This is a genomic window from Methylobacterium nigriterrae, assembly GCF_037106235.1.
GTDB classification, from domain to species: Bacteria; Pseudomonadota; Alphaproteobacteria; order Rhizobiales; family Beijerinckiaceae; genus Methylobacterium; species Methylobacterium nigriterrae.
Genome location: NZ_JBAWTG010000082.1, coordinates 1 through 21,178 on the forward strand (window position 1 = coordinate 1; position 21,178 = coordinate 21,178).

Here is a 21,178-nt window from a genome sequence, read left to right on the forward strand (position 1 = left end):
GAACCGCGATCATCTGCGCGCTTCTAGTCCTGATGTGCTTCCTTCCAGACGTCGTTCTGGCCGCGACCGCCGCTACGGCTGTGCCGTCTCACGATCCGCGACGCGTCGGCCCGCCAAGGTGGGTGGGTACTCCGCCCGCTGTCCTGATCCTGCAGTGAGGGTGGGGATCGAGGGCACCATAAAGGCACTTACGCGAAGGCAGAGGCGCTGGTTATGCGAACTTCGCGGCCTCGCGAAACGCCAGCAGCCATCTCCTGGATGGACGGGCCGGATCTATTCCAACCCGGGCTTCGCCCTGGCATGCCGCGGGCTTGCGTGAGCACGCAATCGGATCGCATGGACGGTGTAACGCCGAGCCTCTTCCAAGAGCGCGCGCGCAACGAAGGCATTGCCTTTCCTGCCAAGTTCGTCAGCCGCAGCGGCAAACTCAGCTGCAACCTTCTCTACTATATGGGCTACGTTGCGCGGGTCAGCGTCATCGTCGTTCATAGCCGTCTTGTGCTTAACGGAGACGCGCCCAAGTAGGTCGAAGCCATCGTCAACGTCGCGGTGAACACGATGTTACCGGCTGCATCGCGGACCATGACGTCAGTGTGGTAATCCTCATCCGGCACGTGATCCCGGGCGAGTTCTCCTAGGAAATGCCTCACGGCATCGGCGGCCGTCCCGCAGCTGTCGCAGTCAGTTCCGTCAAGGTCGGGATGCATCTCCGCGCCTTCGCAGAAATCGAAGAAAAAGTGAGGCATTGCGTCCCCTACGAACTTGTGGCTCTCTCGACAAGCTGCCGATTAAAGAATCGTTCCTCCGCAATATTTAGGTCGACGAGCGTTGATGATTGCGCGTGAGTGTATTACGCGGAATTATCATACATTTACTTCCGTGCCGATAGCGTGCTGTATGGCTCCATAACTTCCCTTACGCGAACTGGGCGGCTCCATAACGCTTAATCCGTGCGAAAGGGACGGGATCGCGCGGCGTTTTGATTTCCAGACACACAAACCTAGCAGGTTTAAGTGCCCAGGAAACTGTCGTTTTCCTTGCGCAGCCGTCTGCAACGTTCGGACCGTTCCACATGGGCAAGCCCTGTTGGAACGGGGCCTCGCCAACGACGACGCCGGGAGGCAGCAACGGGCAGGGGCGACTCCATGATCGTCCTGGCCCTCCCGCAGGCGCACGGGTCCAGATCCCGACGCCACGTCCCAAGCCGAAGTCCGTCGACCGTCCGGTGCGTTGGCAACCAGTTTCGCCTTGCCCGCCCCATACAGCGAACCTAATACTGCCCAATATGCGAGTTCATGCAGGCTTGGTGCCTGCGCAAGGGTGGGAACGATGCAGCATTACGATTTCACGTCGCTGACCTACAAGAGCAACAGTGGTACCGCCGGCACCTACGGCTTGGAAATTGCAGGCTCAGGCACGGCTTTTATTCAGTACATAGAGTTCTCTGGCAGCGTTCCGTCGGTTTCGTACTTCAACTACGCCAACGGAAACTACTCGCAAGTTACAGGAGTTAGCCTCCCGTCCGACCAAGCCACCCTCCTGACGGGTCTCGCACCGAAATACGCCCTGGTGGGTGACAATAATGCCGGGGCGATCGTCGGTGGCTACACCTCTACGACGAACGGCTACCAGGGCTTCATCTACGAAAACGGCGTCTCCACGAAGGTCTCATTCCCAGAATCAAGCCAGACCATCATCTCCGGCATCAACGATGATGGCACCATCTTCGGAAACTACTCCCTGAAGACAGACCCGCAGGGCAGCGGCCCCCTCCACGGCTTCGTCGATGTCGGCGGCACCTTCAGGTCGGTCGATATCCCGTCTGCTACGGCGATCACGGTGCGCGGCGTCAGTGGCAACGTCGAGTTCGGCTCATATACGGACGCATCCCAGCATACGCACGGCTTCTTCTCGAGCGGATCGTTTCACGTCAATATCGACGTTCCCAACGCGGTCAGCACCTCTGTGACCGGCTCGATCGCACCGGGCAATTTCGTCGGCACCTACACTGATGCGTCCAACAACTCGCACGGCTTCACGTTCAACAACGGCGTGTTCCAGGGGGCCGTCGACTATCCCGGCGCGTCCTCGACCTCCATCACGGGCTCCAACGCATCCGGCCAGCTCGTCGGCAACTACACCGACGCCAGCGGCAACCACGCCTTCATCAGCTCGGCGCCGCAGGATCTGAACCCGGTCTACCGCTTCTTCGACACGGCGACGCAGGACCACTTCTACACGACGAACGCAGCCGAGAAGGACCAGATCCTCAAGACGCTGCCGACCTACAAGTACGAGGGTGTGCAGTGGTCGACGCCGGACAAGGGCGCCGACACGATCGACGTGTTCCGCTTCTTCGACAGCGCCCACAGCAGCCACTTCTACACGACGAGCGCGACGGAGCGCGACTACGTCATCAAGACCCAGCCGGCCTACAAGTACGAGGGCGTGGCCTTCGAGGCCTACGCGACGCCGTCTGCGAACGTGCCGGGCGAGGTGACGCTCGAGCGCTTCTTCAACACGAACACGGGACTGCACCACTACGCGGCCAATGCCAGCGAGACCTACGGCATCAACCACGGTGCGGCGGGGCCTGGCTGGATCGACGAGGGACCGGGCTTCACGGTCCACGTCCCGACGACCGACATGCTGCTGCTCTGATCCCCGCTCAGGGCGTCTCCAATCCCTGGAGGCGCCCTGCACTCGCTAATTAAAGCATGCACCAGCCGGTTCGGCGTAACGCGCTCGACGCTCTACCACTACATCGCCGAGGCGTAGGACAGATGCCACATCGACGGCTTGCCGCGCCCGTGGTGGCCGCCCGCCTTGGCGGCTGACTGAACTGCCTCTGTGGCGCCGCAGGCATAGCGACTCGCTGCCGGCTCAACCTATGCCGGCGCTCCCTCCCGAGCCGTCGGTGCCATGTCAGCCTCCCCTGCGCTTCAGATTGTCACGTCCGATGTTCAAGCCTGGCGAGAGGCCCTGGTGCGCATGAAGCCGACCGTGCCGCCCTGTCCTGGCTTGACGAGCAATGTCTGGGGCAAGGTGCACGAAGCCGCGCTCGACTTCCTCGACCGGTTCGGCTCCGAGGCGATGGCGCATGGCTGGACCGCGCCCGAGCTGTTTGGCGTACACCCGAAGCTCGGCACCACGCGGGGGGATTGCTGCGGCGCTCTGGTGCTCAGCGGGTCGAAGGCGACCGCCGTGGCGGCTGACCGGATCGGCCTCGGGCTCGTGACGTATTATCGGAACGTGCCTGGTGCCGGGACTGGCATTCCGGTGTGGGAATTCAGGTGGTGATGGGCGGGCTGTGGCGGCAGAGCTACATAGCCGACTTCCAGTGTTGGTAACCATGTTCTGGCATCGCCTTATGACCAGAGGAGTGGCATAGGCGTGGGTGTTGAAATCTTGGCTGTCCCGTCATGTCACCCGCGTCCGAGAACCTTGTGCTGCAACATCGTGAAGTGGTCGCGGTCGCGGCCAGCTCAGCGGCGTTTTTCGCTGCGCTGATCCTCTTGACCTGGCTCATCTCCTGACCGGCGCCTTGCCGGCCCAACGTCCGGCCCAATAGCTTCGCGGCATGGCCGAATCACCGACGCCGCTCGATGAGATGCTCAGCAACGCGATCCGCTTCCTGATCGCGGGCGGCCTGCCGCTCGAGATCGTCACGTATGAGGGCACGCTGCGCTACAGCCTGGAGGGCCGCGAGCTGACCACCGAGGAGATCATTGCCGGCGCTTACCTGCTCGGCATGAGCGGCACAGAGCCCCTGAACTGAGCCATGGACGAATTACCGACTGCCGGCGAGCTGTTCAAGACCAAGGCACTCACGGACGGCGACGTGCGCGCCGCGGTCGAAGCCTACATGGCGGACCCCACCACGACGCTGTTCGTGTTCGGCGAGGGCTACGGCTTGAACCTCGCCGAGGCGGTCCGCTCGTACGAGTGGGCCCGGCAGACCGTGGCGAGTGCCGAGGCGTCCGGCCATCTGAAGCGGGCCGCAGTGCGCACCGCGACCCTGCTGGCGCGGCCGGAGAAGCGGTAGGAGACGATCGTGCTCGAATTGTTCGAGAGATGGCTCGGCGACCGGGCGGAGGGCGCCCCGATCAATCTGCCAGCGCGCCGCAATCTCTCGGAGACACAGATCCTATTGACGCTGACCACCGCCTCGCTCCTTCTGTTCATGGTTGCCGACAATCTGGCTTGATGTCGGCCGGCGCCGCTCCGAGGCCACGATCCATGCCGACGATCTTCGAGGCGCACAGCCTCGCCATCACGGCGCATGCCGGCCAGATCGACAAGGGCGGCCAGCCCTACATCCGGCATCTCGAGCGGGTGGCGAACGCCGCCGTGGCACGCGCCGGTCACGCACGGGCCGTGGACCGGATCGCGATCGACCCGATGGAGGTGATGCAGGCCGCCATCCTCCACGACGTCCTGGAGGACACGCCGACGACGGCGGAGGGCCTGCGGGCTGCTGGCTTTGCGCCGAGCGTCATCAAGGCGGTTGCGATCCTGACGAAACCCGCCGTGCGCATCCCCTATTCGGATCGGATCACGTCGGTGGTCGAGAGCGGCGATCTCGGCGCCATCCTGATCAAGATGTCGGACAACGAGGACAACCTCTGCCCGAGCCGGACCTTGGCAAACGGCGGGTTCCTCAGGGAGCGCTACGCTACGTCGTTTGCGCGGTTGAAAGAGGCTGCGGCAGGGCTCGGGTACACCGGGCCATGACCGAGTCCCACCGCTTCCCCGCACCGTGGCAGGTGATTGAGCTTGCGGATGCCTCTCGCGTAGAGGAGGCCACCGGCTTTCCTGTCGCCTTCTTCAGCGAGGACTTGGAGCAGCGCCGGCCGCATGTCGAAGGGCGAGGCGCGCCGGATCGCAATCCGCATCGCCGCCATCTCGGCCATGCAGATCGCGATGCACGAGTTGGAGGAGGAGCGCGACGCGGCGCTGGTGGCTCGGAAGCGGTCCTAAAGCGCGGGCTGTTAGAGCGGTAGGGCACCTTGCCGGTTGAGCGCCGCGCCGCTGTGGCAACTAGCCAAAGCGAAGCGCGAGCCCGGCATATTCCCGGGCTCTATTCGCCTCCGCCGACTTCCTTCAGGCCATTCAGCGGTGCGTCAGGCGACGAGGTGCCATCCTGCCTCGATCTGGCTGACGAGGTGGATCTGCGCCTCTTGGCTCTGCGCGATCCCGAGCGCCACGTCAGCCCGAGACACGCCATGAGCCAGCGCGTCCTGCCAGTAGCCCAGGCCGGTCGTGTCGGCGTGCCGGCCCAGCGCACCCCCGTACACCGCATCCACGAACTGTGCGTTCGTCTGAGTGCCGTGGAGAGCCACATACTCGGGTGAGGCCAGCATCGCGCCCGAAACGCTTTTCAACGCCTCGATCGCGCCCGGCACACCGCCCATGGCTGCGGCCTGCTTCACGACAGCCTCAAAGCTCTGCAGGCCGCCTGCATCGGGAGCGCGGTCCAGCAGGCCGTAGTAGAGGCGCGCCACCGCCGCGTCAGAGGCGTCGGGCACGAACACGCCCGCGTCGAAGGCAGGTTTGATGTTGGCCTGTCCTTCAGCCGAGGTCGCGATCTGCACCGCCACTTGCGCTTGGCCGGTGCCGTGCGCCAGCTCGTCCGTGTAGAACGCCAGCCCGCCTGGGTCGGAGTGGCGGTTCAGCAGATTGGCGTAGAGGCTCTCGACATAGGCAGTCGTGCTCTGCGCCTGCGGCCCGTGCTCGGGCGAGGTCAGCACCACCTGCGCCACGTCCGTGAGACTCATGCCGGTCTTCAGCGCGGTGGTGAAGCCCTCCAGCCCAAGCGGATCGGGAGCGCGATCAAGGAGCGCCTCGTAGAGCGCGTACACGCCGCCCGCCTGGCTCGCCGTGCTGTGCTCGACCGTGCAGAATAGAGCGAGCGTCGCCGCACCCGGGACCGTGATATCGGTGAGCACGACATCGTTGTCGTCGCCGCCGTGGTAGCTGATCTGGTAGCTTCGCGACCCGATGCTGAGGCTTGCACCCTCGTTCAGCCCGGCGAAGGTACCGCTGACCGCGTCCGTGCCGTCATTGTCGATGAACACGAAGCTGTCGCCGCGGGCCGAGACAAACGAGCCATAGGCGACGGCATTGAGCGTCGCACCGCCGAGGTTGACGCTGCCGGTGACATGCAGCTGGTCGAACTGCCCTGCGGCCGTGCCGCCAATCTCCTCCTTGAGGACAGCGCCGGCTGCGAGCGATAGATCCTGGGTGGAAAGCACGCCGGGCGAGTTGCCAGGCGAGAGTGTGCCGCCGCTCTCGATCGTCACCGTGCCGGTCGAGCCATGACCGCCGAGGACGGCCCCGCTCTGTACGGTCACGGGTGAGGTGATCGAACCGTCGACGAGGAGCAGGCCGGCCTGGACGGTCGTGGGACCCGTGTACGTGTTGGTGCCGGTGATCACGAGCGTGCCGGCGCCATCCTTCTCAAGCGAACCATCGGTCTTGCCCGACAGTGTCAGGGTCTCGCCGGCAGCCGGGCTTTGTGTGAGTGAGCCGTTGGTGTCGGGACCGGGATCGGGCTGCGCCAGGATGTAGCTGACCTGCGCCTGCCCGGTGTTGCCGGCCGCATCCGTGTCGCTGACCGTGATGGCGTGCGCACCATAGGTGCCGAGGTCGACTGAGGCATTCCAAGTGTGATCGGCCTGCACGACAGCAGTGCCGAGCACGGTCGAGCCCTCGCGCAGCGTCACCGTCGTGCCGATGTCAGCGGAATCAGGCACCGTTCCGGTAATTAGCTGGGTAGAAGCGTAGACTGTGCCGCCCGAGCTCGTGACACTCAGCGCCGGCGCCACGGTGTCCACCGTCACAACCAAGCCAGAAGAAGCCACGCTGATGTTGCCGGCCGCATCGGTGGCCTTGACTGTCAGAGTGTGATTGCCCTCGCTCAGAGCCGCCGAGGTAATGCTGTAGATGCTACCGGACGCCGTCGCGCTGCCCAACACGGTCGTGCCGTCCGTGTCGTAAAGCGTGACGGTCGAGCCTGCCTCGGCTGTACCGGTGACGGTCGGAGTGGTGATCTTCGTGATCCGGTCAGTGGGCGAGGCGCCGGAGTCGGAGCCGGTCTCCAGATCAGGAGTCGATGGCGCCGCCGGGGCCCGTGTGTCGAAGTGGAGGCCCGGCGCGGCCCCTGTGCCACCTCCATTGCCAGCCGCGTCTGTGTAGCTGCCTGCCGCCACCGTGACCGAACCTGTGCCGCCATTCGTGTCAGCCGTGGGCGTGAAGGTGGCTGTGCGCGTCAGTCCGCTCCCGGAGATCGGGCCCAGCGTGCCCCCGCTCACCGTCACGCCACCCTGGGCGAAGCTCGAGCCTGGATCTTCACTGAACGTGAAAGTTATGGTCGCGCTTTCACCGACCTTCAGCTGGGTCGTGTCGCTCGTGATCGCCAGTGTCGGAGCCGTAGTGTCAATTGTGACATCGAAGGTCGCCGAGGCGGAGCTTACATTGCCTGCCGCATCGGTGGCCTTGACGGACAGGGTGTGGGCGCCCTGGGCGAGCGTCGAGCTAGTGATGCTGTAGTTGCCACCGGTCGCGGTCGCACTTCCCAACACTGTGACGCCGTCGGTGTCGTAAAGGGTGACCGCGGTCCCTGCTTCAGCCGTGCCCGTGATGGCAGGTGTGGTGAGGCTAGTAATGCCGTCCGTGTGCGAGGCGCCGGTGTCAGAGGCTAGCGTCAGTGCCGGCGCGGAGGGGGCTTCCGGCGCCAAGGTGTCGAAGAGCAAGCTCGGAGTTGCACCTGCAGTGCCGGTGTTGCCGGCGGCATCGGTGTAGGTGCCGGCTGCCACGGTAATGCCCGCCGTGCCGCCGTTTACCCCGACTGTGGGTGTGAAGGTGGCCGTGCGGACTAGTCCGGTCCCGGAGATGGCGCCGAGCGTGCCGCCGATGACGGCAACGTCGCCCGAAATACCGTCCCAGGTGAAGGTTGCGCCGGGATCCTCGCTGAAGGTGAAGGAGATGGTGGCGGCCTCACCCGCCTTCAGCACCGCGCGATCGCTCGTGATCGCCAGCGTCGGTGGCGTCGTGTCGATACTGACGAGGAGGCCCGCAGAGGCGGCGCTCACGTTACCCGCTGCATCGGTGGCCGTGGCGGAAATCAAGTGAGTTCCTGCGCTCAGGGCCGAGCTGATGATGCTGTAGCTGCCACCTGTGGCGACCGTGCTGCCGAGCACCGTTGTGCCGTCGATATCATAGAGCGTGACCGTCGCGCCCGCATCGGCCGTGCCCGTGACGGTCGGCGTGGTACTGTTCGTCAGGTTGTCCGTCGAGGACGTGCCCGCATCCGAGCTCGTGGCCAGATCCGGTGCCGAGGGAGCGGATGGCGCTTTCGTGTCGAAAGTCATGCTCGGGCTCGCACCTGCCCCACCGGTGTTGCCGGTCCCATCCGTGTAGCTGCCGGCCGCCACGGTGATGCTGGCGCTGCCTCCGTCGACGTCTGCCGACGGTGTGAAGATGGCCGTGCGGGTGGTTCCCGTCCCGGAGAGCGCGCTGAGGGTACCGCCTGTGACGACGACGTCGCCCGAGGTGCCGTCCCAGATAAAGCTCGAATCCGGATCCTCGCTGAAGCTGAAGGTGATAGTGGCAGTCTCGCCGATCTTCAGCACCGGGTGGTCGCTCGTGATCGTCAGCGTCGGCGCCCGCGTGTCGAAGTGCAGGCTCGGGCTTGGGCCTGCTCCACCTGCGTTGCCGGCCGCGTCGGTGTAGGCGCCCGCGGCCACCGTGATGGTGGCTGTCCCGCCGTTCGTGTTGGCTGAGGGAGTGAAGGTTGCGGTGCGGACCAGCCCTGAGCCGGAGATCGGGCCGAGCGTGCCTCCGGTGACGGCGACATCGCCGTAGGTGAAGCTCGAGCCGGGATCCTCAGTGAAGGCGAAAGTGATGGTGGCGGACTGGCCGATCTTCAACTGCGAGGCACTGCTTGTGATCGTCAGCGTCGGCGGTGTGGTATCGACGGGCGGACTTGCGTTCAGCAGCACCGAGATGCCGGCGGTACCGTCTGCACTGGCGTTGGCGGCGACGAGGTCGATGTTGCCATCGTGGTTCAGATCCGCGGCAGCGAGCGCGTAGGTGGCGTTGCCGGTGGTGAAGTCCTGCTTGGGCTGAAAGGTGCCGTTGCCGTTGCCCAGTAGGACCGAGATGCTGCCGCTTCCGCTGTTAGCCGTGACGAGGTCGATCTTGCCGTCACCGTTCACATCCGCCGCGACGACAGAGTCCGGTGTAGAGCCGGTGGCGTAGTCCTGCTTGGCCTGGAAGGTACCGTTGCCATTGCCCAGCAGCACTGAAACCGTGTTGCCGGCACCGTTGGCGGTGACAAGGTCGATCCTGCCGTCGCCGTTCAGATCCGCTGCGATGGCGGCGTAGGGTCCGGCTCCAGTGGGGATGGATTGCGCGGCCTGGAAGGTGCCGTTGCCATTGCCCAGCAGCACCGAGACGCTGTTGACGTTGTAGTTGGCCGTGAAGAGGTCGAGCTTTCCATCGCCGTTTAGATCGGCGGCACCGACCGTCCAGGGGGCGGCGCCGACGGAGAAGAACTGAGCGGTTTGGAAGGTGCCGTTGCCATTGCCGAGCAACACGGAAACGCGGTTGTCGACACCGTTGGTGGCGACGAGATCGATCTTGCCGTCACCGTTCAAGTCCAAAGCTACGACCGAGGCCGGGTTGGTGCCGACGGAGACGTCCTGAGGGGCCTGGAAGGTGCCATTGCCGTTGCCCAGCAACACCGAGATCGTGTCGCTGCCACTGTTGGCGGTGACGAGATCGAGCTTGCCGTCGCTATTCAGATCCGCCGCGGCGACCGAGTAGGGAGTGGGGCCAGTGGCGAAAGCCTGCTTGTCTTGGAAGGTGGCGTCGCCCTTGCCGAGCAGTACCGAGACGGAGTTGACGTCATTGACTGTGACGAGATCGAGCTTGCCGTCGCCGTTCAGATCCGCTGCGGCGACCGCATAAGGGTAGTTGTCGGTATCGTAGTCGGCGTTGGCTAGGAAGATGGAGCTCACGGACGACTCCCGACAATTCGTCCTGGCTTTGGCCGGGACACGCGCAAAGGTCCCGTTTCATACTAAAGGGCGGGCCGGGCCGGTATGGCCGATCGGCTGCAATGATGCTGCGGCGTCTCAAATTCCATCGCTGTGACTTCAAGGGCACGTATTCGCCGAAGTGTGTCTCGGCTATCTCCGCCTCTCGACCGTCTTGAAACAGACATACTCCACAGGAGGGGCGAGATCGGCTTGTGTAGGCAACGATTTCTGCGGCAGACAGCATGGAGTTGGACCGGATACCCGGATTGTCTTGTGCCAGCGCAGCCGAATTCGCGACGCTCGTGAATAATATCTATCGGGCCCGCATCAGACACTTCGATCTTCCACCTACTTTGCTTCGAAGTTGTGGGTCGGGATGAAACGCGCGACCTCTGCTTTATGCCGGTCTGGAACGCCAAGCTTTGGAGGTGTTTTTGGACCAGCGCGACAGCGTAGCGATCGGACGGGCGGCGACGAAGGCGGCCCGCGATGCCGAGCGGAGCCAGATGGCTGCGGCTGTTTGGGCCGAGGTCGAGGCGGAACGGAAAGCCGTCGACGAGAGAACTGCCCGTCTGCGGGCGCTGAGGCTCGCCCGCGAGGCGGCCGAAATCGGCTAGGCAAAAGGTCTCTCCGAAGCGGCCGCGACGTAGCGAGCTGCCTGGGATTTCTGCAGCTCGCTTCGGCGCTGACAAGGTCGTTAGGTGCGCGACTCAAGCCACCAATCTGAGCTGTAGTAATGACCGCTTAGGAGAGGACGCCTGGGCCGGCTGAATGACGGCAATGGGCGCAAAGGAGAAGGTCCGCTTATCTGCGGCGAACTAACCTCGGCTACGAGTGTGAAGCGATAGCGGCATCGGATCAGGTCGGCGCCCGCCTCGTGGCATAGCACGAGCGCTCAGGTTCGATTGCGGCTCGCCACGCCGGTGAAGGTTATGCGTTCTCGCGCATCCTTTGTCGGTGCCCTCGACAACGTCCGACCCATCCTCCACAAAGCGCTCTTGCGAGCGCTACGATCAGGCTTGATCAACAGCCTGCGGGCTTTCAGCCACGTCGCCCTCGGAGTCACGACGGACGTTGGGGTACGGACCTCGCGACTGCGACGCTACCTCCGCCCAAAGCCGTAGCCAGGCGCTCGCCCGCCTCCCAGCCGCCGCCCCGTCACAGGGTCACGCTGGATGAACCCCGTTCCGCGCGGCGAGCCTGACCACTCCAGGAACTGCACCAAGCTGTCGACCTGATCGTCGTAGCGCCCATGCGGGAAGGCCAGTAGTTCACGTCGGAACGCCTCAAGCCACGGCGCTTGCCGCGGTAGCCAGTAACGACCGCTCTCCAGCCGTGCAGTCTGCCCCTCGAAGCGCGTCTGCTTGTCCTGCCGGGGCCTGCACCCATTGTAGATGCAGTGGCCGCGCTCCTCGGCGCGAAGTTGCTGAAGCAGCGAGATGCCTGAACCCGCGTGCTCGATCAGCACGAGATCGACGCGCCAGCGGCGGGCCAGCCCACGCACACGATGCTTTAGATCAGGAAAGTCCAGCCGCTCACGGGCGCCATCGAGCAGATGCCAGTCGTCTCCGCGAAAACCCCAGGTCAGACCAACGGAGAAGTCGCTGGTCGGCTCTGCCGTCAGCGCCGTGTCCCAGCTCTGGACGACAAACTGGTACGCCTCGCGAGGCAGAACCTCGTCGTAGCTGCCAAACCACTCCCAGCGCAGGCGATTGCCGCCCGGCGGGGTCGGATCCTGCTGATACTGAGCCGAGAACGCGAAGGCACCCATCTCGAGCCGCAACTTGTCGAGCACATGGGCCGGTTCGCGCTCCGGGCAGAGCACCTCGTCCTTGGCACGGCGATGAAGCTGACCAAAGCCGATCGGGATGACCTCGTCCGTCATCGCTTTCGCCGGCAGGTTCAGGTGCTCGAACTGACCTGTGCCGATCAGGTAGCCCGCCAGATCGTCCTCGTGCAGCCGCTGCTGGATCGCGATGATCTTGCCCGCCCCCTTGTCGTTCAAGCGCGAGAGCAACGTCTGCTCGTAGTAGGCCTTCACCCGCTCCCGCTCCGCCGCTGAGCCCGCGTCCGCCGCCTTCATCAGATCGTCGACGATGATCAGGTCGGCGCCAAAGCCGGTTGCCGCGCCGCCCAGCGAGATCGCCTTGCGACCACCCCGGGCGGTGGTCAGCTGCTCGTCCTCGCGATTGCCGCCCACCGCCAGCCGCGTGCTGGGGAACAGGGCCTTGTACCACTCCTCGGACAGCACCGCCCGGAAGTCCCGGGCGTGCTTGGTGGCGAGTTCGCCCCCGTAGCTCGCCACCATGATCTTGAGTGCGGGATCCCGGCCGAGCAGCCAGGCGGGAAGGGCAACCGCGGTGCAGATCGACTTCAGGTGCCGCGGTGGCACGGTGATCAGCAGACGCTGGCACTCGCCGCGGGCCACACGCTCGAGGGCATGGGCGATGGCGCGGACGTGCCAAGCCGGAGTGAAGTCCTGGCCGGGATGGAGCGCAGCGAAAGCCTTCCAGATGAAGAAGTACAGGTGCTGACGCAGGATGGCGTCACGCAGGGCAGCATCGTGGATCATGACCCTGCTCCTCAGTGGCTGGTTGGGGAGGGCGGTTGGACCACTGCGTCCTCATGGCCCTGCGCGTCAGAACCAAGCGTCTCTGACGCGGGCCCGTCCTCCGAGTTGGGCAGGCCGGCTCCCGTGCGGATCAGCGCCGCGAACTCTGCGATGATGGCTTGGTCCGTCTTGTCGATTGGCAGGGAGGCCGGCGAGATCGCGTTGCCGGCAGCAGGAACCGCTATGCCGGCGGATCCGGCCAAGTCGGTCAGGTCGCGCAGGAAGCGCGCGGCGCCGAGATCTCCACGGCATGCCTTATCGACGATCTGGCGGCTGACCACCTCGCGCTTGGTCAGCCGCTTCGCACGCCCCTCCTGGTGCACGACGATGATGCGCTCGAGTTCACGCTCTGTGGCGGCAGCGAGAGACTGCGCCTTCTTCGGCCGGCCCTTGGGATTGCCGCACTGACCCGGCTTGAAGCGGCTTGCGAGGGGAGGGCGGCCGTAGCCAACCTCGTACTCTGGTGTGCGATCGGCAGAGGGTTGCCGTGACGGCTTCCTAGACATGAGCCGCCTGCCGCGCTTCGCTGCCGAGTGCGTCTGCGCCGCTCACACTGGCGCAGTCGCTAGCCTCGCTCGGCGATCCCTCATTCAAGCGCTGCCGGGCAAGCTCGTCGAAGGTCACTCCTGTGGCATCGTGCACGGCAGACTTGCCGGTGAGCGCCTGCCAGCGGCGCACGGCCACGTCGACGTAGACGGGGTCCAGCTCGATGCCGTAGCCGATGCGTCCCGCACGCTCAGCCGCGATCAGCGTCGTGCCGGAACCGCAGAACGCGTCCAGCACCCGCTCACCGCGCCGCGTGCAGTCCTTGATGGCATCGACCACCAAGGCAACGGGCTTCACCGTCGGATGCGAGGCAAGCTCCTCCAGGCGGCGCCGGCCGAAGGTGTTGACCCCGGCATAGTCCCAGACGTTGCTGCGGTAGCGGCCATGACGGCCGAGCTCGATCGTGTTGAGGTGCGCGCCGCCCGGCTTCTTGAGCACGAACACCAGCTCGTGCTTGGAGCGATAGAACGAGCCCATGCCGCCGTTCGTCTTGTTCCACACGCAGATGTTGAGCTGCTCGAGACCCAGGCGGCGAGCCGCGGAGGTCAGCTCGAAGACGTGCCGATGATCCATGGCGAGGTACATCAGGCCGCCAGCGACCAGGCTCTCGCGCAGCAGCTCCATGGCTCGCGCCAGGAATGCGACGAACTCCGCCTCGCTCATCTCGCCAGAGGCCATCGCGAACTCGCGATGCTGGATCTGACCCGAGCCGCAGACATGGCCGGAGACCGGAACGTTGTAGGGCGGATCGGAGAACACCATGCGCACCGGCTCGCCTGTGAGCAGGGCCGCGTAGCTCTCCGCCTCGAGGGCTGATCCGCACAGCAGGCGGTGCGGTCCGAGCCGCCAGAGATCGCCGCTTTGCGAGACGGCAGCACCTACCGCCGGAGCCGGACACGAATCGGCAGGATCGGCTTTGGCAGCTGTCGCCTCGCCGTCGATGATGAGGTCGATCTCGGCAACCTCGAAGCCTGTCAGCTCCAGCTCGAAGTCGAGGTTGAGACCGGTGAGCTCGGACAGTTCCAGCGCCAGAGCCTCCCTGTTCCAGTCGGCGTTCTCAGCCAGGCGGTTGTCAGCCAGCCGGAAGGCACGCAGGCGCTCGGGCGAGAGGTGGGCAGCCCGGATGACAGGCACCTGCGGCAGGCCGAGCTGCTTGGCCGCCAGCCAACGGCCATGGCCGGCCGCGATGGTGTTGTCGGGCGAGACAACGATTGGAACCAGGAAGCCGAACTCGCGGATGCTGGCGGCGATCTGGATCACCTGCTTGTCAGAGTGCTGGCGGAGGTCGCGCGCGTAGGCCTTGAGCCCGGCTGTCGAGACGAGCTCGACGCCATCCGGCAAGAAGGTGTTGGAGCGCAGGGGAGGGGAGCTGCTGGTAGTGCGCAGCCGGGTGCATGGAGATTTGGACATGAGAGCCTCGGTCGTGAGCACGCGCGGAGAGCGCGTGCGGGGTGACGGAGGATCTCCGGATCAGCAGGTCAGAGGATCATCTGGGCAGCACGAGGCGAGCGTCGACACCCCCAGCCTCCTGAACGGAGATCCGGATGAAGTCGTCTGCTCGCCCACTCTCTGGCCCACTAAGGTTACCGAGGCTGCTGACTCAGAGCGACGCTTGCCGATGCGTGGTCGTAGCGAGGCAAACCCTGACGCCGCTCCTGCCGAGCTTCCTACAGCGACGCCGCATCCCTGTAAAGAACAAAATGCGAACAGAATCGCGACTGCGATCGCTGTTCTGCTGCCGCGTTTTCCCTGTTTCAGCGAGTAGGGAAATGCCTTGCAAGTGCCTGCTGCACCAAGCGGATCAGCAGTGTCACGCCACGCTCAGTCTGTTTTCCCTGGTCGGTTTCCCTGTTCTTTCCGCGTTAACAGGGAAGCCGCCACAGAGACGGGTTCTCTGTCGGTTGCGTGCACCACCACGCGCTCCACGCGAACCGCGCCGTTTCCGAGCGCACCAGAGATCGTCGCGATCTCAGGAGCTTAGCCGGATTTGGCTGTTTTGGCGCCCGCTCTCCAGCCGTTCCGCACAGGCCTACTGGTGCCGCTTCACAGGCGCGTTCTCGCGAGCTCTCCAAGCAGCGTCCGCGTGCGACGAACCGTCTTGCCGGGAGACCGGCTCGCTCGCCCGCAGAGACACCGTTCGCCGCGCCGAGGCGAATCAGCTCGTTCTCCACAGCCCGCATTCGCGACTGGAGTTCCGCTGCGAACGGAGCGGACATGCTCCCGTCCCGAGCAGGCCACCTGAGGCCGGGTGGACGGCGCGGAGCTCAGAAAAAACGTCTGAGGCCATGTCACATCCGAGATCGCTGCCTCGTCTTGCCATCGACGCCGCCCCGAGCGGCTGTTGAGCGGGAGTTGGTGAGATGAAGATCGTAGTCGTCGGGGGCAGTGGCCTCATCGGGTCGAAGACCGTGGCGAGACTGCAGAAGGCGGGCCACGACGTGGTGACCGCTTCGCCGAATTCGGGTGTGAACACGCTCACCGGAGAGGGCCTTGCAGAGGCCCTCCGCGGGTCGGAGGTCGTCGTCGACGCAGCGAACTCGCCATCCTTCGCTGACGAGGACGTGATGGCTTTATTCACGACCTCGGGCCGCAATCTGATCGCGGCGGAAACGGAGGCGGGTGTCCGGCACCACGTGGCCCTGTCAGTCGTCGGCACCGCGCGGCTCCAGGAGAGCGGGTACTTCCGTGGCAAGCAGGCGCAGGAAGACCTGATCCGCGCCGCCGGCCTGCCCTATACCATCGTGCAGGCGACGCAGTTCTTCGAGTTCCTGGGCGGCATCGCATCTTCGGCCGCCACGGATGGTACGATCCACCTGCCGCCAGCCGCCATCCAGCCCATGTCGTCCGACGACGTGGCGGCGGCGGTCGCGGAGGCCGCTGTCGCCTCGCCCGTCAACGGCGTCATCGAGATCGCCGGTCCCGAGCGCTTCCGGCTCGACGAACTCGTCCGACGCTACCTCGAGACAAGGAACGACGCGCGAGCCGTCGTTACGGATCCGGCAGCTCGCTACTTCGGCGCCCGCTTGGACGACGCTTCGCTTGTGCCGGCGGCCGCTGCGCGCCTCGGCATCATCCACTTCGGCGACTGGCTCGCCGCATCCTCCGGACGCGCCTGACCACCTGCTGTCTCCCGGGATACCGAATGGAACGAATGATGCGCTCTCATGGACTCACCGCAGTTCTGGCAATGGCCGTTATTGCTCCGGGACCGCTCCGAACCTCTGCCGCGGAACACGGAAATCCACGCTCGAAAGTGACGCTCGTGTACGATCAGCCGCTCCCCAACGTTCCGGGAAAGAGCATGAAGGGCGTGCTGGTCGAGTACGCACCGGGCGGCTCTTCGGCGGCTCACCGTCATCCAGGCTCCGCCTTCATCTACGCGACGGTCCTGGAGGGGGCGGTCGTCAGTCAGGTGAACGACGGACCCGAAATCACCTATCAGGCCGGGCAGAACTTCTCGGAAAATCCGGGTGATCGTCACGGCGTCAGCCGCAACGCCAGCACGTCCGTATCCGCCAAGCTCCTCGCCGTCTTCGTCGTCGACAGCGACGTGAAGGACTTGGTCCTTCCATACTGACGGTGGCCCATGGAGACGGTCTACATCTCGGCCCCGACCTGGCCCGACCGACCGCTATGGCGTTAGAGGAGCGAGCCGCGATGCATCATTCCTCTGACCGAGCGCAGCCGGCATGCAGAGCACCGAGTGAGGGCATGGTGGCGAGATCGGCGATCGCCGCCGCGGATGGAGCCGCGGCCGGCGAGGCCATCATGCGCGCCGAGGCGGCTCGCAGCGTGATGGCTCGCCTGCTGGCGGTCGCCGGCCACGACCTCAAGCAACCTCTCCAAGTCGCACTGATCTCCATCGAGCGCGCCGTCTTCGACGGCGTGGGTCCGCGCGTTGCCGGCCGCCTCGCGATGGCCATCGACGCACTCCAGCGTCTGGGTCGCGAACTCGACGAACTTGCGCGTTCTTCCCTGAGCGGCGGTCGATCACCCCGGGTCCAGGCGGTGCCACTTGCCCCCTTGCTCGCTGAAACTCGGACGGAGTGGCAGCTTCACGCGGACCATCGCGGCGTGCGGTTACGCGTCCCGGCAACGAGCCTGTGCGGGCGCACCGATGCAGCCATGCTCGCCACCATCCTGCGCAATCTCGTAGGCAACGCAATCAGGTACGCACGCCCAGGGGGGCAGGTGGTCCTCGGCTGCCGGCGCCGGGGCGGGACGATCCTTCTCGAGGTGCACGACGATGGGCCGGGTATCGCGCCCGAGAGGCTTGAGAGCCTGTTCGAGGCCGGGGACAGAGGTGGGCGCCGCGACGGCACGGGCCTGGGTCTCGGCCTCTACATCGTGCGTGAGACGGCGCGGGCACTGGGCCACCCGGTCGGCGTGCAGTCGCGGCTCGGCCGTGGTTCGATCTTCAGCGTGACGTTGCGTCGCGCGAGCAGCGTGCCAGCGCCCGTAGCGCCGGATGCTCTCGACGGCCACCGATGCCAGCGGGGATGAGGTCCCCGCAGCGGCGCCCGAACGTCAGCCGGAGGAAGCGTCCGGCACGGTCGGCCTGCGCCTCACCGCTCTCGCGCCGTCCCTCCCTGTCAGGCAATCCGATGTCCGGAGAACGCTAGCAACCAGACACCCCGACCCACACCGGAAAGGGCCGTTTCGGGTCACTCTGAGGCCTCCACCTGAGTCGCGCGGAATGTCCGCTTAGCCGATTGCCTTCGCGGCCTGTGCATCCGCTACCGGTGCGGTCGATACGGGAGTAACCTCCTGCCGCCCGATCCGTTGAGAAGGACCGACACGATGTCCGACCTGCAAGGCAATCGGCCCCAAGCGCGAGCCCATGAACGCGGCGTGCTCTCGCGTCGATCGGTCCTGAAGGGTGGCGTCGGGACGCTGGCGACGGCCGCTCTCTCGGCGGTCGGTGGCGCGCCACATCAGGCGTGGGCCGCAACGCCCGAGTTCGACATCGTGTCGATGGGGGCCGTCGATCTGTCCGAGGCCATCCACGCGAAGCAGGTATCCTGCGTCCAGGTGATGAATGCCTATCTCGACCAGATCGCGCGGCTCAACCCGAGCGTAAACGCGGTCGTTGCGCTGCAGGATCGCGAGAGCCTGCTCAAACAGGCCGGCGAGCGTGACGCGCAGCTTGCCCGGGGCGAAAGCAGCGGGCCGCTGCACGGATTTCCTCAAGCCGTCAAAAACCTCGACGCGGTCAAGGGCATCCGGTTCACCCAAGGCTCGCCCATCTTCAAGGACAGGGTCGCAGCCGCAGACTCGATCATGGTCGAGCGCCTGCGCCGCAACGGCGCGATCTTCATCGGCAAGACGAACACCCCCGAGTTCGGCCTCGGCTCGCAGACCTACAACAACGTCTACGGCACGACGAAGAACGCCTACGATCAGACGCGCACATCCGGTGGCTCGAGCGGCGGGGCCGCCGTTGCGGTAGCGTTGCGGATGCAGGCCGTTGCCGACGGCAGCGACCACGCCGGCTCTCTGCGCAATCCGCCGTCCTTCAACAATGTCTTTGGTCTGCGCACGAGCTATGGGCGCATCCCGATCGCCGGAAAGGACGTGTTCACGCCGGGTCTCGGCGTTCAAGGAACGATCGGCCGATCTCCAGCGGACATCGGACTGCTCCTCTCGGTCCAAGCGGGCTACGATCCGCGCGTGCCCTACTCGATCAAGGAAGATCCGAAGCAATTTTCCCAGCCGCTCCAGCGTGATTTCAAGAATGTCTCGATCGCTTGGCTCGGCGATTTCAACGGTCACCTGCCGTTCGAGCCGGGCGTGCTCGACCTCGATCGCAGCACTTTGAAGACCTTCTCAGATATTGGCTGCCGAGTGGACGAGGCACGTCCGGACTTCGACATGGAAAAGGTCTGGACGGATTGGCTGGCTCTTCGCGCGTGGATGACGGCGTCGAGCCTGAAGCCTCTCTACGCGGATCCGGCAAAACGGGCACTCCTGAAGCCGGAGGCGATCTGGGAGATCGAGCGCGGCCTCAAGCTCGACGCCGACCAGATCGCGGCCGCTCAAGAGGGGCGCACCGCCTGGTATCAGGCCCTGCGCAAGTTCATGGACCGGTACGAGTACGTCGTCCTGCCGACGGCGCAGGTTTTTCCCTTTGATGCCAACCTGCACTGGCCCACGGAAGTCGGCGGCAAGGCCATGGATACGTATCATCGCTGGATGGAGGTCGTGATCCCGATCACGATGAGCGGCCTGCCATCGCTGAATGTCCCCGCGGGGTTCAACGATGCGGGTCTGCCGGCGGGCATTCAGATCGTATCACGCAACGAAGGGGAATTGGCCTGCCTGCAACTCGGTGCAGCCTACGATGAGGCCACGGGTTGGGTGAGACAGCGGAAGCCGGGCCTGCTCGGCAAGGCTTGATCGGCCTGCCGGCACGGTTCTTCGATCAGCCCGATCGCGCGTGCGATGCTGGAGCTGTGGCCGCCGCTGGACCGGTCGCTACCGTGTGGGAAGCGATCATGCCGCGCGGGGTCACAAGGTCTCAGTCGCAAGGTCTGCGGCGCGTCGGTTTGAGAGGGCTCGACACCGTCACGTCCTCACGACCTCGGCTCGCCGCCGGCATGGGCGAGGAGCCTCGATCAGGCAGACCGACGGCTGCGGCGTCCCTTCGAGGACTCGCTCTCCGTGTGGCCGCCTGGTCGCCCCGGCAACCCGAGATGCGGGGCCGGGGTTGCGCGATACCGTACCGTTGACGGTATACAGCCGGCATGAAAGCCCAGCTGTTGCCCGTCATATTGACGGCGTCCTTCGTCGCCGGCTGCCTCACGATCCAAGCCTTGAGCCGATGGCCTGATCGGGTCCGCAATGGACTCGGTGTCTGCCTGTGCGCAGTGGTGTCGCTGCTCGTCGTCGAGATGGTCTTGGAATACGCACCGCGGCAATCCGCTTATCGCGCCGTCGAGCCCGTGGCCTCCGCGACAGCGCTGTACGGCGGCGTGACGGCAACCCTGCAGGCTGCTGGTCCCTAGAGCATTTTCCGTGATTTTTGGATCACGGAAAATGCTCCAAACCATTGATTTAGCCCGCTTTCTGATCACCAAACCGGCAACCACTTTGGCGGAAAGCGCGCTAGGAGCGCTATCGGGAGTTCGGCAATCTCCCGAGATGCGCTGTCGTGGGCGTGTTGCGCTCAGGTGCGCGAGCGCAACGATCCCGCCTGCTGGCCGGCTTCACGTCGCATTGCGCGCAGCCGGCACGGCCGTACCTGTTCGGGCGCAGCGCCGATCGCGTGCTGGTAGCAACACGACTGGTTCAGGTTCAGCCAGACCTCGCAGGCATCCGCACGCCCGCCGACCTGTGATGTGTCTCGCCGCACAAAGGCGGCGCCTCCTTGGTGTTCACAGGTGAGTATCCGCACAGCGGTACGGATCACGCTGCGCTCTATTCCCGACAGATCTTCACGGAGCGTGTCATGTCTGAGGTTCACGAACAGCTCGTTGCGGCTCTGCGCGCAGTGGTTGCCCAGAGCCCCGATGCTCATGTCCTTGTCGTCCACGCCCTTGAGGACGTCGAGCGTGAACAGCCGGCATGGCCATGGCGATCGGGCGAAGAGGTGCCGGGCCCCTACGCGCCGAACACCTGGTCGATCTACGCCCAGCGGACGCACTGATCAGTCGCAGGTTGCCGACCTAGCGGTGGGATCGATCAAACGCCGCAAACCGCCTGTCGGCTCGGCGCGCATGAACTGGAAGCGCACCGAGGAACTTGAACGCGGCAGCGCAAACCGGCTGACGCGGCAAGAAGCCGGGGCGGTCTGAAACCCATGCCGCCCCGACATGATCAGGCAGCCTTGCGCCGCCCCCGACCCTTCGGCTGCTCCACCGGAGCCTGAGCGCCCGGCCGTCCGAGGCCGATCGACTTGGCGAGTTCCGAGCGCTGGGCGGCGTAGTTGGCGGCGACCATCGGGTAGTCGGCCGGCAGGCCGTAGCGCTGGCGGTAGCTG

At 65.2% G+C, this 21,178-nt stretch carries 21 protein-coding genes; 14 read left to right on the forward strand and 7 right to left on the reverse strand.

Annotation, left to right across the window (positions count from 1 at the left end):
• Window positions 1-336 precede the first annotated feature (336 nt).
• Window positions 337-525 (forward strand): hypothetical protein, encoded by a 189-nt coding sequence (locus WDW90_RS26405; protein ID WP_336490487.1) that lies wholly within the window; start codon window positions 337-339, stop codon window positions 523-525.
• Here the strand turns inward: WDW90_RS26405 and WDW90_RS40870 are convergent.
• The gene (locus WDW90_RS40870) at window positions 486-746 is read right to left on the reverse strand and encodes a DUF6894 family protein (RefSeq protein WP_431311126.1); all 261 of its coding nucleotides are present in this window, start codon (window positions 744-746) and stop codon (window positions 486-488) included. The genes WDW90_RS26405 and WDW90_RS40870 overlap by 40 nt on opposite strands.
• Before the next feature lie 583 nt (window positions 747-1,329).
• Between WDW90_RS40870 and WDW90_RS26410 the strand changes: the two genes are divergently transcribed.
• From WDW90_RS26410 to WDW90_RS26440, 7 genes are all read left to right on the forward strand, one after another.
• Complete coding sequence (locus WDW90_RS26410) at window positions 1,330-2,661, forward strand: hypothetical protein (protein ID WP_336490488.1); 1,332 nt, start codon at window positions 1,330-1,332, stop codon at window positions 2,659-2,661.
• 330 nt (window positions 2,662-2,991) lie between these two features.
• On the forward strand, window positions 2,992-3,300 hold the full coding sequence (locus WDW90_RS26415) for a hypothetical protein (protein ID WP_336490504.1): 309 nt from the start codon (window positions 2,992-2,994) through the stop codon (window positions 3,298-3,300).
• A gap of 280 nt (window positions 3,301-3,580) precedes the next feature.
• On the forward strand, window positions 3,581-3,778 hold the full coding sequence (locus WDW90_RS26420) for a hypothetical protein (RefSeq protein WP_336490489.1): 198 nt from the start codon (window positions 3,581-3,583) through the stop codon (window positions 3,776-3,778).
• A 3-nt stretch (window positions 3,779-3,781) separates the two neighbouring features.
• A complete protein-coding gene (locus tag WDW90_RS26425; protein WP_336490490.1) occupies window positions 3,782-4,045 on the forward strand; it encodes a hypothetical protein in 264 nt (87 codons plus the stop codon).
• 9 nt (window positions 4,046-4,054) lie between these two features.
• Window positions 4,055-4,207: a hypothetical protein gene (locus tag WDW90_RS26430; RefSeq protein WP_336490491.1), complete on the forward strand. Its 153-nt coding sequence runs from the start codon at window positions 4,055-4,057 to the stop codon at window positions 4,205-4,207.
• A 32-nt stretch (window positions 4,208-4,239) separates the two neighbouring features.
• A complete protein-coding gene (locus WDW90_RS26435) occupies window positions 4,240-4,734 on the forward strand; it encodes a phosphohydrolase (protein ID WP_336490492.1) in 495 nt (164 codons plus the stop codon).
• 123 nt (window positions 4,735-4,857) lie between these two features.
• The gene (locus tag WDW90_RS26440; protein WP_336490493.1) at window positions 4,858-4,980 is read left to right on the forward strand and encodes a hypothetical protein; all 123 of its coding nucleotides are present in this window, start codon (window positions 4,858-4,860) and stop codon (window positions 4,978-4,980) included.
• A 143-nt stretch (window positions 4,981-5,123) separates the two neighbouring features.
• Here the strand turns inward: WDW90_RS26440 and WDW90_RS26445 are convergent, their stop codons facing one another.
• Entirely contained in the window at window positions 5,124-10,022 is a 4,899-nt protein-coding gene (locus WDW90_RS26445) for an Ig-like domain-containing protein (protein WP_336490494.1), read from the reverse strand.
• A 455-nt stretch (window positions 10,023-10,477) separates the two neighbouring features.
• Between WDW90_RS26445 and WDW90_RS26450 the strand changes: the two genes are divergently transcribed.
• Complete coding sequence (locus tag WDW90_RS26450; protein WP_336490495.1) at window positions 10,478-10,660, forward strand: hypothetical protein; 183 nt, start codon at window positions 10,478-10,480, stop codon at window positions 10,658-10,660.
• A gap of 485 nt (window positions 10,661-11,145) precedes the next feature.
• Here the strand turns inward: WDW90_RS26450 and terL are convergent, their stop codons facing one another.
• Genes terL through WDW90_RS26465 form a run of 3 tightly spaced genes read right to left on the reverse strand, consistent with a single transcriptional unit; the run spans window position 11,146 to window position 14,610 of the window.
• Complete coding sequence (gene terL, locus WDW90_RS26455; RefSeq protein WP_336490496.1) at window positions 11,146-12,615, reverse strand: phage terminase large subunit; 1,470 nt, start codon at window positions 12,613-12,615, stop codon at window positions 11,146-11,148.
• An 11-nt stretch (window positions 12,616-12,626) separates the two neighbouring features.
• A complete protein-coding gene (locus WDW90_RS26460) occupies window positions 12,627-13,160 on the reverse strand; it encodes a DUF5681 domain-containing protein (protein ID WP_336490497.1) in 534 nt (177 codons plus the stop codon).
• The gene (locus tag WDW90_RS26465; RefSeq protein ID WP_336490498.1) at window positions 13,153-14,610 is read right to left on the reverse strand and encodes a site-specific DNA-methyltransferase; all 1,458 of its coding nucleotides are present in this window, start codon (window positions 14,608-14,610) and stop codon (window positions 13,153-13,155) included. The genes WDW90_RS26460 and WDW90_RS26465 overlap by 8 nt, the downstream gene beginning before the upstream one ends.
• Before the next feature lie 950 nt (window positions 14,611-15,560).
• On the opposite strand from WDW90_RS26465, the gene WDW90_RS26470 reads away from it, so the two are divergent.
• The 5 genes from WDW90_RS26470 to WDW90_RS26490 all read left to right on the forward strand — a co-directional run bounded on the left by WDW90_RS26470 (window position 15,561) and on the right by WDW90_RS26490 (window position 20,204).
• On the forward strand, window positions 15,561-16,316 hold the full coding sequence (locus WDW90_RS26470) for an SDR family oxidoreductase (protein ID WP_336490499.1): 756 nt from the start codon (window positions 15,561-15,563) through the stop codon (window positions 16,314-16,316).
• 35 nt (window positions 16,317-16,351) lie between these two features.
• A complete protein-coding gene (locus tag WDW90_RS26475; RefSeq protein ID WP_336490505.1) occupies window positions 16,352-16,777 on the forward strand; it encodes a cupin domain-containing protein in 426 nt (141 codons plus the stop codon).
• A 134-nt stretch (window positions 16,778-16,911) separates the two neighbouring features.
• Complete coding sequence (locus WDW90_RS26480; protein ID WP_336490500.1) at window positions 16,912-17,703, forward strand: sensor histidine kinase; 792 nt, start codon at window positions 16,912-16,914, stop codon at window positions 17,701-17,703.
• 297 nt (window positions 17,704-18,000) lie between these two features.
• The gene (locus tag WDW90_RS26485; protein WP_336490501.1) at window positions 18,001-19,596 is read left to right on the forward strand and encodes an amidase; all 1,596 of its coding nucleotides are present in this window, start codon (window positions 18,001-18,003) and stop codon (window positions 19,594-19,596) included.
• Window positions 19,597-19,943: 347 nt separating this feature from the next.
• Window positions 19,944-20,204: a hypothetical protein gene (locus tag WDW90_RS26490; RefSeq protein ID WP_336490502.1), complete on the forward strand. Its 261-nt coding sequence runs from the start codon at window positions 19,944-19,946 to the stop codon at window positions 20,202-20,204.
• 161 nt (window positions 20,205-20,365) lie between these two features.
• Here WDW90_RS26490 and WDW90_RS26495 read toward each other — a convergent pair whose 3' ends face one another.
• A complete protein-coding gene (locus tag WDW90_RS26495; RefSeq protein ID WP_336490503.1) occupies window positions 20,366-20,731 on the reverse strand; it encodes a hypothetical protein in 366 nt (121 codons plus the stop codon).
• A 284-nt stretch (window positions 20,732-21,015) separates the two neighbouring features.
• The coding region (locus WDW90_RS26500) for a MucR family transcriptional regulator (RefSeq protein ID WP_336490506.1) at window positions 21,016-21,178 on the reverse strand (163 nt) is incomplete at its 5' end.